This is a genomic window from Amycolatopsis sp. NPDC114504 (assembly GCF_055633595.1).
On sequence record NZ_JBVKDU010000007.1, the window covers coordinates 50,466 to 62,860 of the forward strand.

Annotated in this window: 14 protein-coding genes; 9 read left to right on the plus strand and 5 right to left on the minus strand. The window is 71.9% G+C overall.

Translation table 11 applies throughout. The annotated features are described in order from the left end of the window. Positions 1 to 675: 675 nt before the first annotated feature. Positions 676 to 897, minus strand: coding sequence for a hypothetical protein (locus ACZ7PG_RS47060; RefSeq protein ID WP_470245750.1), 222 nt, complete (start codon positions 895 to 897; stop codon positions 676 to 678). Positions 898 to 1,049: 152 nt separating this feature from the next. Between ACZ7PG_RS47060 and ACZ7PG_RS47065 the strand changes: the two genes are divergently transcribed. From ACZ7PG_RS47065 to ACZ7PG_RS47090, 6 genes are all read left to right on the plus strand, one after another. Continuing rightward, on the plus strand, positions 1,050 to 1,193 hold the full coding sequence (locus tag ACZ7PG_RS47065; protein WP_470245751.1) for a hypothetical protein: 144 nt from the start codon (positions 1,050 to 1,052) through the stop codon (positions 1,191 to 1,193). A 167-nt stretch (positions 1,194 to 1,360) separates the two neighbouring features. After that, entirely contained in the window at positions 1,361 to 1,672 is a 312-nt protein-coding gene (locus ACZ7PG_RS47070; RefSeq protein ID WP_470245752.1) for a DUF6235 family protein, read from the plus strand. Positions 1,673 to 1,938: 266 nt separating this feature from the next. Beyond that, the gene (locus ACZ7PG_RS47075) at positions 1,939 to 2,415 is read left to right on the plus strand and encodes a DUF6423 family protein (RefSeq protein WP_470245753.1); all 477 of its coding nucleotides are present in this window, start codon (positions 1,939 to 1,941) and stop codon (positions 2,413 to 2,415) included. A gap of 19 nt (positions 2,416 to 2,434) precedes the next feature. Next, complete coding sequence (locus tag ACZ7PG_RS47080) at positions 2,435 to 3,763, plus strand: FAD-dependent oxidoreductase (protein ID WP_470245754.1); 1,329 nt, start codon at positions 2,435 to 2,437, stop codon at positions 3,761 to 3,763. Beyond that, a complete protein-coding gene (locus ACZ7PG_RS47085; RefSeq protein WP_470245755.1) occupies positions 3,756 to 4,223 on the plus strand; it encodes a DUF6187 family protein in 468 nt (155 codons plus the stop codon). The genes ACZ7PG_RS47080 and ACZ7PG_RS47085 overlap by 8 nt, the downstream gene beginning before the upstream one ends. Beyond that, positions 4,195 to 4,737: a carboxymuconolactone decarboxylase family protein gene (locus ACZ7PG_RS47090; RefSeq protein WP_470245756.1), complete on the plus strand. Its 543-nt coding sequence runs from the start codon at positions 4,195 to 4,197 to the stop codon at positions 4,735 to 4,737. The genes ACZ7PG_RS47085 and ACZ7PG_RS47090 overlap by 29 nt, the downstream gene beginning before the upstream one ends. Before the next feature lie 6 nt (positions 4,738 to 4,743). Here ACZ7PG_RS47090 and ACZ7PG_RS47095 read toward each other — a convergent pair whose 3' ends face one another. From ACZ7PG_RS47095 to ACZ7PG_RS47110, 4 genes are all read right to left on the minus strand, one after another. After that, positions 4,744 to 5,349, minus strand: coding sequence for a response regulator transcription factor (locus ACZ7PG_RS47095; protein ID WP_470245757.1), 606 nt, complete (start codon positions 5,347 to 5,349; stop codon positions 4,744 to 4,746). 91 nt (positions 5,350 to 5,440) lie between these two features. Further along, on the minus strand, positions 5,441 to 5,875 hold the full coding sequence (locus ACZ7PG_RS47100; RefSeq protein WP_470245758.1) for an SgcJ/EcaC family oxidoreductase: 435 nt from the start codon (positions 5,873 to 5,875) through the stop codon (positions 5,441 to 5,443). Between the two features lie 10 nt (positions 5,876 to 5,885). Next, positions 5,886 to 7,055 carry an acyl-CoA dehydrogenase family protein gene (locus tag ACZ7PG_RS47105; protein WP_470245759.1) on the minus strand — a complete coding sequence of 390 codons (1,170 nt, stop codon included), beginning with the start codon at positions 7,053 to 7,055 and terminating at the stop codon, positions 5,886 to 5,888. Between the two features lie 152 nt (positions 7,056 to 7,207). Continuing rightward, a complete protein-coding gene (locus ACZ7PG_RS47110; protein WP_470245760.1) occupies positions 7,208 to 8,716 on the minus strand; it encodes an alpha/beta hydrolase in 1,509 nt (502 codons plus the stop codon). A gap of 192 nt (positions 8,717 to 8,908) precedes the next feature. Here ACZ7PG_RS47110 and ACZ7PG_RS47115 point away from each other — a divergent pair, with 192 nt between their 5' ends. The 3 genes from ACZ7PG_RS47115 (at position 8,909) to ACZ7PG_RS47125 (ending at position 12,341) form a co-directional block, all read left to right on the plus strand. Further along, entirely contained in the window at positions 8,909 to 10,306 is a 1,398-nt protein-coding gene (locus ACZ7PG_RS47115; protein ID WP_470245761.1) for an FAD-binding oxidoreductase, read from the plus strand. A 78-nt stretch (positions 10,307 to 10,384) separates the two neighbouring features. Further along, on the plus strand, positions 10,385 to 11,059 hold the full coding sequence (locus tag ACZ7PG_RS47120; protein WP_470245762.1) for a glutamate racemase: 675 nt from the start codon (positions 10,385 to 10,387) through the stop codon (positions 11,057 to 11,059). Then, on the plus strand, positions 11,052 to 12,341 hold the full coding sequence (locus tag ACZ7PG_RS47125; protein WP_470245763.1) for an aminotransferase-like domain-containing protein: 1,290 nt from the start codon (positions 11,052 to 11,054) through the stop codon (positions 12,339 to 12,341). Before ACZ7PG_RS47120 ends, ACZ7PG_RS47125 begins: the two co-directional genes overlap by 8 nt. Positions 12,342 to 12,395: the final 54 nt, after the last annotated feature.

The window sequence follows — 12,395 nt, forward strand, 5'->3', positions numbered from 1 at the left end:
GACGAGCGGCGCCGGGCTGGGTTTGCCGGGCCGGCCGGCTCGCGCCGGGCGGGTCGGGGTCGGGCTGCCGCTTGGCCGGGCTGAGCCGGTCCGCGCTGCGTTGGGCCGGGCTGGGCTGCCTTGTGCGCAAGGCCGGACTGCGCCGGGACTGCCGGGCTAGCCCGGCCCGGCTGTGCCGGGCCTCAGCGGGCCGCGCCGGGTTGGGCGGCGCCGAGCCTCGCTCTGCCCACCCCACCCCGCCCAGCCCAGCCCCGCGCCGCGCGCCGCGCGGCGCCGCGGGGCTGGGTCGGGCGGGCGGCGCGGGGGTTGCGCATGGCTGGGCCGCGCCGGGTCGGGCTGCGCCGGGCCTCGGTGGGCTGCGCCGGGCCTTGCCTAACCCGGGCTGCGCTGGGCCCGGCTCTGCCTCGGCCTAACCGGGCCGCTGCGCGGGCAGTGCTGCGCCCTGCGCCACGCTGGGCCACCGCGCGTGCCGCGCAGGCCGCGACGCGCCGCGCCGAGCGAGCTGCGCCGGCCGCGCTGGGCTACACCCGCGGGTTGAGATGTGCCGCGGCCGCCGGTTCGCGCGGGTCCCCCGGCAGGACCGCCCGCCCATCCCCACCACGCCCTCGGTCGCGTGACCGCCCCAGCCGGGAGCGACCGCCACCCGAGGCCCCAGCACAGCCGCAGGAACCACCCTCAAGCCGCATGCCCCGGCATCTGTCTCAACCTCCGCACCGCTGCCCGCTCTCGGCTCGGCGAGTGCGTCGTATGGCCCGGATGCACCGCCACATACCGGACCTCCCCATCCGAGAACGCCTCCAGCTGGGTGCGCTCCTCCGGGCTGAACTCCGCTCCGCACACCGCGCACGTGCGCTGGCGGTGGGCAGCGCCGCCCTGGTTCTTCTCTTCGTCCTTCATCGCGGGTACCTCGCCGTCGGTTTCGTCACTCCCAGTGCACCTCTCGCCCGCCCCTCGGGGCCACTCGAAAGCTGCGCACGTCAGCGGTTCCCATCCGATCCTCGACCCCCGTGGCGCATCGTGATTCCACACCGATACAGCGGAGGAACGCCATGACGACAGCAGCGGTCCCGGCCGGCGACTGGACCCCGCCACCCGCCGAGGAGCCCCGGGGGCTCCGGCTCGTCGAGCCGGTCGAACCACCTGAGCCGGCCGATGAGGAGCTCGGCGAGCACATCGTGCTCGGCTACAACTGAAGCGGCGAGGCTCCGGTGCCGGACACGGACGGTGCCGGAGCGCACGCTCGGAGATGAGCACCCGGCCACCCGCCGGGGAGAATTGTGGATGTTCGGGCCGGAGTGTCACCGCCGCACGGTGGCCCATGCGTGACGGCGATCTGCGACGTTGGTGGGGAGGCCGGCGGATGGCAATGCGCCTCCAGCTCACGGCGGGCCTCGAGGTCCTCGAATGCTGGGCCGAGACGGCGTCCCAGGCGGAGCGGAATGTCGTCTACGAGGCCCTGTTCGCGGTCGGCGACGGTTCCGCATTTCTCGTTTACGACATTTTCGGCGACCCTCGCGATCCCGGCAATTTCCTGGTCATGGTGAAACCGGGACTGGTCATGAAAGTAATGGTGCAGCGCGCCGAATCCGCATTCGAAATCCGCTATGTCGGAGCGGTCGAAGACGGGGTCGATGCCGCGGCCGCGCCTCAGGAGACGTCCAGCCCCGAGTGACTGCACCAGGGGAACTGCTGGGCCGAACGGACCAACTCGCGGTCCGCACCCGGCTGCGGGTGTTTCCCCTGATCGGCCGCCGATTATAGGCCTCCCGTACATGCGTTCCTCATCTTGACAGCGTATCTTGCCGTGTGAAAGCCTTTGTGTGTTCGCTGGTCAAGCCGCTATTTCTGGGGTGGGTAAACGTAGGAGGCTGCACCATGTCTTCACCTGAATTGCCAGGACTCGATGTTTCCAGCCGGGTGCGCGCTCGGGACGTCCAGATGACCGGGACCGCCGACCTCGGCCGCCGGGTGCTCATGATCACCGGTGCCATCGACACCACCGACCACGACGTTTCGGTGAGCGTCAGCCTCCCCGAGCCCGGCCGCTGGCAGGTCATCAAGGCCGAGACCAACCTGACCGACCAGACCTGGGTCGCGATGCAGGCCGTGATGGACGAGGACTCGACGTTCCTCGACGACGAAATGCTGATGTCGCCGCAGTTCTCGAAGAGCTTCATGACGCCGGACCAGCGCCGCCTCACCTTCTACGACGGCGAGGTCCGCCCGGGCGAGACCGTCCTGAAGACGTATTCGATGGAGACCGGCGGCCGCAAGCCGACCTACTTCTACTCGCGCTACAGCCCGATCGCCACCGACAGCGCCGAGCAGTCCCAGCAGACGCTGGACGAGCTCGTGACCAACGGCATGAACCAGCGCCCGGTGGTGGAGCTGATCGTCCCCGTCACGGTGCTCTGAGCCGGCGGCGGGGCGAGCAGTGATCAAGTTCGTACCGGAGCCACACCTGCTCGACTCGCCGCGTGGCCGCGACTGGCCGCGACCGCCCGCGTCGCCGTCCCCGGCGCGGGAGGCGTCGCCGGCGCCCACCGCCGACGTCGTGGTCGTCGGGGCCGGGCCCGCCGGGCTCGCGGTCGCCTCCGCGCTGTGGCACCACGGCGTGCCCGACGTCGTCGTGGTCGACCGCACCGGGCGCCCGTGCGGGCGGTTCTTCGGCCGGATCGACCTGCTGGGCCAGCGCGTGCTGCGCTCGCCCTACGAACACCACCCCGGCGTCGAGGGGTTCCGCGACTGCGAGCTGCTCGACTTCGCGCGGCTGCACTGGGGCCGCCTGACGCCCACCGAGCGCCGCGAGATCCGGATGGCGCAGTCGGGGCACCGGTCGGTCGTCCCGGTCGACGTCTTCGACGCCTACTGCGCGCACCTGGACACCACCCACCACGTCGGCGAGAAGACCTGGCAGGCGAGCGTGCGCGAGGTCGTGCCGGGGCCCGGCGCGGTCACCGTGCACACCGACCGCTTCTCCGTCGCCGCCCGCCACGTCGTGCTGTGCCCCGGCGAGGAACGCCGGCCGGCGCCGGAAGCCTGGTGGGGTGGCGGGCATCCGCCGCGCGGAGTGTCCTTTTGGGACGAATCCGTACCGGCGGGCGTGGGCTGCCAGGTGGTCGTCGGCGCCGGGCTCACCGCGGCCCACCTGATCACCGGCGCGCTCGAGGCCGGGCGCGAGGTGCACTGGGTGGTCCGCGAGACCGGCGAGCGCTACCAGTGCGCGGACGTCAACTCGACCTTCTTCCGGCCCGAGGGCCGCAAGCGCTTCGACGGGGTCGGCTGGACCGAGCGGCTCGAGCTGATGAGCCGGTTCCGGCGCGCGTCGATCATGTTCGAGTTCCGGCCGCGGCTCGAGCGCGCCGAAGCCGACGGACAGCTGGTCGTGCACCGCGACGAAGCCGTCAAGGAGATCGCGCCCGCCGTCGGCGGGAGCGTGGTGCTGCGGCTGGAGAGCGGCCGTCGGGTCGCGGGCGACCACGTCGTGCTGGCGCTGGGCACCACGCCGTCGATCGGCACCGGCCTGCTGCCCGACGAGCTCGTCGACGCCCGCGACGGCTGGCCGTCCCTGGACGAGCGGACGCTGTCCTACCGCCGCGAGCCGCGGGTGTCCGTGGTCGGCGCCGCGGCCGGGATGGTGCTCGGCCCGGCCGCCCGCAACATCGACGGCCACCGCGTCGCCACCACCCGGGTCGCCGCGGCGATCGCGGCCCAGCTGCGCACCGGAGTCGTCGCGCCGGCCGAGGCAGTCGCCGGTGTCTGATAGCCACGACTCGCGGTTCGCCCTGCCCGACGTCGACGCCCCGGGCGCGACGGAAGCCGGGATCATCCTGCTGGGCCTGGACGCCGACCGGCTGCTCGCCGGGCTCGCGCTCGCCCGGCTCGCCGACGACCCGGCCCTGGTGACCCAGGTGGTCGACCAGGCCCGGCACGGCTCGGCCGAGTTCGGCCTCGGCGGCCTCCTGGAGTCCGGCCGGCAGCACTGGCTGACCCTGCGCGACCGGGTCGGCGGCCCGCCGTCGACGTCGTCACCGGGTTCGCTGCGCCGCGAGTGGGAGCGCCGCCTGGACTTCGTCGCGGCGGCGGTGCCCGGCGCCGGCGCGGGGACGATCGCCTACCTGACCGCGTGCGCGCTGCGCGGCACCGAGGTCGACCAGCTCGTCTCCGGGCTGGCGGACGGAAAGGAACCCTTCGATGTCGTACCTGAGGTCCCTGCCGGCTGAAACCACGCTGCTGCAGGTGTTCAAGGCGAACCCGGACCCGGCGCGGCACCTGCTGGACCTGCACGAGGTGCTGATGCGCGGGGAGTCGTCGCCGTTCACCCCGGGGGAGCGCGAGCTGATCGCGGCGTACGTGTCCGGGGTCAACAGCTGCGACTACTGCCACGGGATCCACACGATCACCGCGGAGGCGTTCGGCGTCCCGGAGGGGCTCCTGGCGGCCGCGGTCGCCGACCTGGGCTCGGCGCCCGTCGACGACAAGCTCAAGCCCGTGCTGGCCTACGTGGGCAAACTGACCCGCACCCCGTCCCGGATGACCGAAGAGGACGCCGAAGCCGTGTTCGCGGCCGGCTGGGACGAGCACGCGCTGCACGACGCGGTGCTGGTGTGCGCGCTGTTCAACTTCATGAACCGCATGGTGGAGGGCCTGGGGATCCGCGCGGACGAGGCGTACGCGACGACGTCCGGGCTGCGGCTGAAGGAAGGCGGCTACGCGGGCCTGGCCGCGCTGCTCTGAAAGCGTTCAGAGCCAGTCGGAATCGGTGGCGATGCGGATCGCGTCCACCCGGTTGCGCGCGTCGAGCTTGGTGACGACCGCGGCCAGGTAGTTCCGCACCGTGCCCGCGGACAGGTACAGCTCGGCGGCGATGTCGGCGACCGTGCGCCCGTGCGCGGCCAGCCGGAGGATCTCGATCTCGCGCGGGGTCAGCGGGCAGTCCTCGGTCTCCCAGGCCGAAAGTGCGAGTTCGCTGTCGATGACGCGGCGGCCGACGGTGACCGACCGCAGGGCGTTGGCGAGCTTCTCCGAAGGCGCGTCCTTGAGCAGGAAACCGTTGACCTTGGCGTCGAGCGCGCGCCGCACGGTGCCGGGCCGGCCGAGGCTGGTCAGGATCAGCGTCCGGCAGCCGGGCAGGCGCTCGTGCAGCTCGCTCGCCGCGGTCAGGCCGTCCTTCTCCGGCAGATCGATGTCGATCACCGCGACGTCGGGCCTGCACCGGGTGGCGACGGGCAGGATGTCGGCGCCCGAGGAGACCTCCGCGACGACCTCGATGTCGCTTTCGAGGTTCAGCAGGGCCGCGAGCGCGCCACGCACCAGGTGCATGTCCTCGGCCAGCAGGACTCGGATCATCCCGGCCCTCCTTTGTGTTGAGCAACCCCAGTGTAAAGAAAAGAACCCGGGCCGCGAGGGGGCGGCCCGGGTTCCGGGGTGGGGCGAGGGGTCAGGCCGTGCCCGGCTTCGGCAGCTGCTGCTTGGCCGGGGTGTTCTGGTAGGACGCCAGGTGCCAGGCACCGTCGCGCTTCACGACGGTCCAGGAGGCCCGGATCGACTGGGAGTCCACGACCTCGGTCTCACCCGGGCCGAGGACGCCGCCCTGGGTGATGAGGACGCCGGAGTCCGCGGTGAAGAAGCGGATCTCGATCGGCTTCCCGGTGACCTGGGTGCCCTTGTAGTTGCCCTCGAACGACTCCTTCAGGAACGCGCGGATGTCCTCGCGGCCCTTCTTGAAGATGCCGGGCAGGATCATGGTGCCGTCTTCGGTGAAGACGTTGGCGAAGCCGTCGGCGTCGCCGTAGGCCCACGCGGCGATGACCTTCTGGGTCAGGGCCGCGATCCCGGCCTGGTCGGCCGCGGTGCCGGTTTCGGTCGTGGTCATGGAAGTCTCCCTAGATGTAGAGCGTGTTGGGCTCGAGTCCGCAGAGCACACGGCCGTAAAGCTCGGTGTTGGTGTTCGGGTGCATCAGCGCGTGGAGGTTGACCGCGGCGATGTCGCGGGCGATGCGCTGGATCGGGATGCCGTGGTAGATCGAGGAACCACCGGAGGCCGTGGCCAGGATGTCGATGGACTCCTTGGCCAGCTTGACGACCGCGCCGAGGTCCGCCCGCGCGATCGCGCGCTCCTCCAGCTTCCACGGGGTGCCGTCGGCGGTCTTCGTGTCGACCAGAGTGGACAGCCGGTGCGCGTGGAACTGCGCCTCGTCGAGCCTCATCGCCGACTCGGCCACCTGGTGGTGCGTGATCGGGGCCTCGCGCTGCGATTCGTAGGCGGTGTAAGTGATCTTGCGGTCCGGCAGCCGCTTGAGGAAGCTGTCCTGCGCCGACTTCGCCATGCCCACCAGCGTGCCGACCGACGACACCGAGGCGACCGGCAGCAGCGGCGACCGGTAGATCGAGCCCGCCGCACCGCCCTGCCCCTCCAGCACCGCGGGCAGCGGGAGCACGCGCTCGGCCGGGATGAAGACGTCCTGCGCCACCGTCGACACGCTGCCGGTGCCGCGCAGGCCCGCGGTGTCCCAGTCGTCCACGACGAGCAGGTCCGACAGCGGGACCAGCGCCATGATCGGGTACGGCTCGCCGTCCGGCGGGACGAGAATCGCGATGATCTCCTGCCACTGCGCGTGCAGCGCCCCGCTGATGAAGCCCCACTTGCCGTTGACCACGACACCGCCGTCGACCGGCGCGGCCATCGCGGACGGGCTGAGCGTGCCGCACACCCGGACGTCCGGGGTCGCGAACACCTCGTCCTGCACCGCTTCCGGGAAGTGGCAGGCCATCCAGGTGGGGATCCAGTACACCGAAGCCACCCAGGAGGTCGAACCGTCGGCGCGGCCGATCTCGGTGGCGACGTCGACGAGCGTGCGGGTGTCGGCTTCGAAACCGCCGTAGCGCTTGGGGCGGCGCAGCTTGAACACGCCGGCCTCGGCCAGTGCCTCGATCGACTCGTCGTGCACCCGCCGGTTCTGCTCGGACCAGTTCGCGTGCTTCTTCAGTACGGGCGCCAGTTCGGCCACGCGGCGAACCAGTTCCTCCCGCGTCGGAACATCGGTGCTCGACACCTTGACCTCCTAGATTGTCGACCGTCCCAGCTTCGCAGCGGGGCAAGGGAAACGCGTCTTCTCACTTGCCGGCGAGGCCCGCCGCGGCACGTTCGGAGGTGTGCCGCGGGAACCTCGACGGCCGCTTGGGGACCGCTCGAGGCGCCGCGGGATCACCCGGCCGGCGGAACCGGCGGGGGAGCCGGCGCGCAGTCCACATCGGACTGCCGGCCCGGCTTGCGCGCGGGCTGCGTGCCGTCTGCCAGGTAGGCCGCGATCTTGCCGTCGACGCACGCGTTGCCGCTCATCAGCGTGCTCGCGTGGCTCGTGCCGCCCGGCTCGGCGATCAGCGCGCTGCCCGGGAACCGGCTGCGGGCCTCGAGGCTGCCCTCGAACGGCGTGGCCGCGTCGAGCGTCTCGTCGATCAGCAGCATGCTGTCCAGGCGGCGGCTGCCGACGTCCACCGGCCGGCCCGCCTTGGCCGGCCAGGACGCGCACGGCGCGTTGACCCAGGCGTTCTGCCAGGCGTAGTAGGGCGCGTCGGCGAACGCCCGCCAGGCGTCCGACCGCCACCGGTCCCAGTTCTGCGGCGACTGCGTGTCGGTGCACTCGACGGCCAGGTAGGCCGCGTAGCCGTTGTCGTTGCCTCGCCCGCCGATCTGCTCGTACCAGCTCTTCAGCGTCGCGCCGTCACCCCGGTTCACCCAGCCGGCGAAGACGTCGGCGACCGTGGTCCAGCTCGACTGGAAGTAGCTCGCCAGCTGGAAGACGTCCAGCCACTCGTCCGGGCCGATCACCCCGGCGGCCGGGTGCTTCGCCAGTTTCACCAGCTGCGTGTCGAACAGGCGCTTGACCGCGGCCTGGGTCTTGCCCAGGTGGTAGGTGTCGTCGTGGGCGGCGACCCAGCCGAACCAGGTGTTGAGGTTGCGGTCGAACCCGGCGTCCTCGGACAGGTTGAGCCGGTAGTAGACGGCCCGGACGTCCGCGGTGCTGTCCAGGACCATCCGGCGCACCCGGTCCGGGTGCAGCGTCGCGTACACCTGACCGAGGTACGTGCCGTACGAGTAGCCGTAGAAGCTCAGCTCGCGCACGCCGAGCGCGGCCCGGATGCTCTCCAGGTCGGCCACGGCGTCGGTGGTCTTCATGTTCGCCAGCAGGTCCGGGTCGTTGCGCTCGCCGCAGGCGTCGGCGTAACCGCGGACGCGGCTGAGCCACGTCCGCTCGAGCTGCGGCGTGACCGGCACGTACCCGGGCCGGTCGAAGTCCATGTAGGTCGGATCGCAGGACAGCGAGGGCGTGCTCGGCGCGACTCCGCGCGGGGCGAAGCCGATCCAGTCGTAGGCGTCCCCGGCGTGGTCGGGGACCAGCGAGCCGAACGTGGCCATGCCCAGCCCGGACTGCCCGGGACCGCCCGCGCTGGTCACCATGACGCCCTGGAAAGCGCTGTCCGGCGTCTTGTGCTTCACCCGGGACACCGCGAGCCGGATCCGCTTCTCGTCCGGCTCGCGGTGGTCCAGCGGCACCGAGAGCGTTCCGCACTGGGCGCCCGCCGTCACCAGGGCCGGGTCCTGGCACGCGCCCCACGCGATCGTTCCCGCCGGCGCCGCGGTGGCGGGCGGGGCGTTCACCGCCGAGAACGCGAGGGCCACGCCGGTGACCGTGGTGATGATCAGGCTTTTCACCTTGTCCACCTCCGTGTGTGAACCGGGACAGGTGTGGTGAGACTAGGTGGGAAACCATCCGACGCACGTCTTTGCGGTTGCCCACCGCCGTTTTCGTGGATCGAACGGGACATTCCGGTGATGTCCGTACGAACGTGGTGTTCGCGAGGAAGAGGTGGAGCCGAGCCGGGCGCGCGGGTTACCTTGCTCCCCATGGGATTCCCGATCGACGACCTGCTGGCGGCGCTGCCCGCCGGCCGTGTGCTCACCGATCCCGACGTGCTCGCCGCCCACAGCCGCGACGAAGCCGACCTGTGCGAGGCGGGCACACCGCTCGCCGTGGTGCGCCCGCGCAACACCGCGGAGGTCGCCGCCACCGTGCGGGTGGCGGCCGCGCACCGGGTGCCGGTCGTCCCGCAGGGCGCGCGCACCGGGCTGACCGGCGCGGCCAACGCGGTCGACGGCGCCTTCGTCGTTTCGCTGACCGGGCTGAACCGGATCCTGGAGCTCGACGCGGGCGAGCGGCTCGCGGTCGTGCAACCGGGGGTGGTCAACGCGGAGCTGCGCCGCGCCGCGGCGAAGGAAGGGCTCGCCTACCCGCCGGACCCCGGCTCCTGGGAGTCCTCGACGGTTGGCGGCAACGTCGCGACCGACGCGGGCGGCATGTGCTGCGTCAAGTACGGCGTCACCGGCGAATACGTGCTCGGCCTGGAAGTCGTGCTCGCCGACGGCGAGGTCCTGCGCTGCGGCCGCCGGACCGTGAAGGGCGTCGCCGGGTACGACCTGACCGGCCTGTTCGTCGGGTCGGAGGGCACGCTCGGGATCATCACCGAGATCACCGTCCGGCTCCGCCCGGCGCCCGCGGAGACCCGGACCGTGGTCGCGGTGTACCCGGCGATGGCGGCGGCCGGGCGGGCGGTGTCCGCGATCGTCGCCGCCGGCCACGTGCCGAGCATGCTCGAGCTGCTCGACCGCACGCACCTGCGGGCGATCGAGGCGTACCGGCCGATGGGCCTGGACACCGGGGCCGCGGCGATGCTGCTGGCCGCCACGGACACCGGTGACGGGACCGACCTCGCCGCGATCGCCGAGTGCTGCCGGGCGGCCGGCGCGAGCGAACTCTACGTCGCCGGGGACGCGCTCGAGGCCGAAGCGCTGACGAGCGCGCGACGGCTGGCGCACCCGGCGATGGAACACCTCGCGGTGCAGGCGTTTCCCGGCGGCCGGGGCAGTCTCATCGTGGACGACGTCGCGGTGCCGAGGGCACGGGTCGCCGACCTCGTCGCCGGCGTCGAAGAGATCTCGGCCCGCCACGGCGTCCTGGTGGGGGTCGTCGGGCACGCCGGTGACGGCAACCTGCACCCGGTCATCGTGGTGGACCGGGCCGATCAGTCCAGTGTGGACCGTGGCCGGCTGGTGTTCGACGAGATCATGCGGCTGGGTCTCGAGCTGGGCGGCACCTGCACCGGGGAGCACGGCGTCGGCCTGCTCAAGCGGGACTGGCTCGCGCGGGAGATCGGCCCGGTCGGCACGAAGGTCCACCGGGCGGTGAAGGCCGCTTTCGACCCGGACGGGATCTTCAACCCGGGCAAGGTGATCGCGCTTCCCTGACCGGCACTCCGGAGGAAGGCAGCCGCCGTCCCGGCTGGAACCATGGGCGGAGTGGACGCCTGCGCGGACGGAGATGCGATGATGGTGGACGAGGGAACGCCCGCGGTGGCGGTCATCGCCGGCACGCCCTACGATTCCGGCCTCGGCGCCGAGCTACTGAGGGCGAACGGGCTGGCGACGGTCCCGTACGCCATGGCGGGCTCCCCGGACGAGCAGGATTCGCTGCAGTACCGGGATCCCGGCGCGTTGACGGCGGCGTTCCACGCCCGCCTCCACGACCTGCACGCCCGGGGCACCGAGCTGGCGATGCTGTTCTGCAACTCGCTGTCCGCCGTGGTGTACCACGACGACGCGGCGGTGCCGGTGGTCTCACCCGTCACGGTCTACCGCGAGGTGTTCCCGGAACTGCGTTCGTCACTGGTGATCACCGGGAACGCGCAGGCCGTCGTCGGCGTCGAGCGGGCCGCCTGGGAGGTCAGCCCCGGCCACCGGATGCTCGGCGTGTCGGATCCCGGCCTGGTGCGCGGGATCGAAGCCGGCGACCCGGAGAAGGCCTTCACCTCCTCGCACCTGCCGACGACGCTGCGCCTGGCGCAGCGCCTCGACCTCGACGCCGTCGTCCTCGCCTGCACGCACTTCACCAGCGTCCTGCCGCTGATCACCGCGGCCTGCGACCTGCCCGTCATCGACGTCGGCGTCCGGCTCGTGGAGCTGGCGACGCTGGCCGCCACCGGAGCGCAGACCCGTGGTTGAGCTGTCCCGTGCGGATCTGCACGTCTCGGTGTCCGACCCGGTCGCGACGTCGATGAACTTCCTCAACGAGATCGCCGGCCGGTACCCGGACGCGATTTCCCTGGCGGCCGGCCGCCCTTACGACGGGTTCTACTCGACCGAGGACGTGCAGCGGTACCTCGGGTCCTATGTGGACCACCTCCGCGCCGGTGGCCTGTCCGAGCCGCAGGTGCGCGGCCGGCTGCTCCAGTACGGACGGACCAACGGCCAGCTCGGCTCGCTGATCGCCACGATGCTCGAGGTCGACGAGGGCATCGTCGTGCCGCCGGATTCGGTGATGGTCACGGCGGGCTGCCAGGAGGCCATGATCATCGCGTTGCGGGCGCTGTGCCCGGGCCCGGACGACGTCGTCCTCGTGGCGGAGCCCTGCTACGTCGGGCTGACCGGCGCGGCGCGGATCCTCGGCGTGGACGTGGTTCCGGTGCCGGAGTCTCCCGACGGGCTCGACCCGGAGACCGTCGCCGCGGTGGCGCGCGAGGTGCGCGCCGCGGGCAGGCGCCCCCGCGCGCTCTACCTCGTGCCGAACTTCTCGAACCCGTCGGGCATCTCGCTGCCGGTGGCGACCCGCCGCCGGCTGCTCGACGTCGCGGCGGAGCAGGACCTGCTGCTGCTGGAAGACGACCCGTACGGCCTGTTCGGGCTGGACGACGAGCCGCGGCCGGCCCTGAAGTCGCTGGACACCGAGCAGCGCGTGCTCTACCTGGGATCGTTCGCGAAGTCCTGCTTCCCGGGCGCCCGCGTCGGGTTCCTCGTCGCCGACCAGACCGTGGTCGACGTCGACGGCAGGCGCACCCTGCTCGCCGACGAGATGTCGGCGGTCAAGAGCATGCTGACCGTGAACACCTCGCCGATCTCCCAGGCCGTCATCGGCGGGGTGCTGATCGAGTCGGGCTGCAGCCTGCGCGTCGCGAACCGGGACAAGGTCGCGTTCTACCGGAACAACCTGCGCACGATGCTCACCGCACTGGACGAGCACTTCCCTGAGGCCGGGCGGGGCGAGGGCGGGGTGCGCTGGAACGTGCCGCGCGGCGGGTTCTTCGCGGTCGTCGACGTGCCGTTCGAGGCCGACGAGAAACTGCTGCAGCTCTCGGCGGAGCAGTTCGGCGTTCTCTGGACACCCATGCGGTTCTTCTACACCGACGGCGGCACCCACTCGATCCGGCTGTCCTGCAGCTACCTGGAGCCGGAGAAGATCGCGGAAGGCGTGCACCGGCTGGCGCGGCTGGTCGCGGCGAACGCCTGACGAAGTTCTTCCAGTGTGCCCTTTTTCCCTATCGCGCGCGAGCGGCGAAGCGCG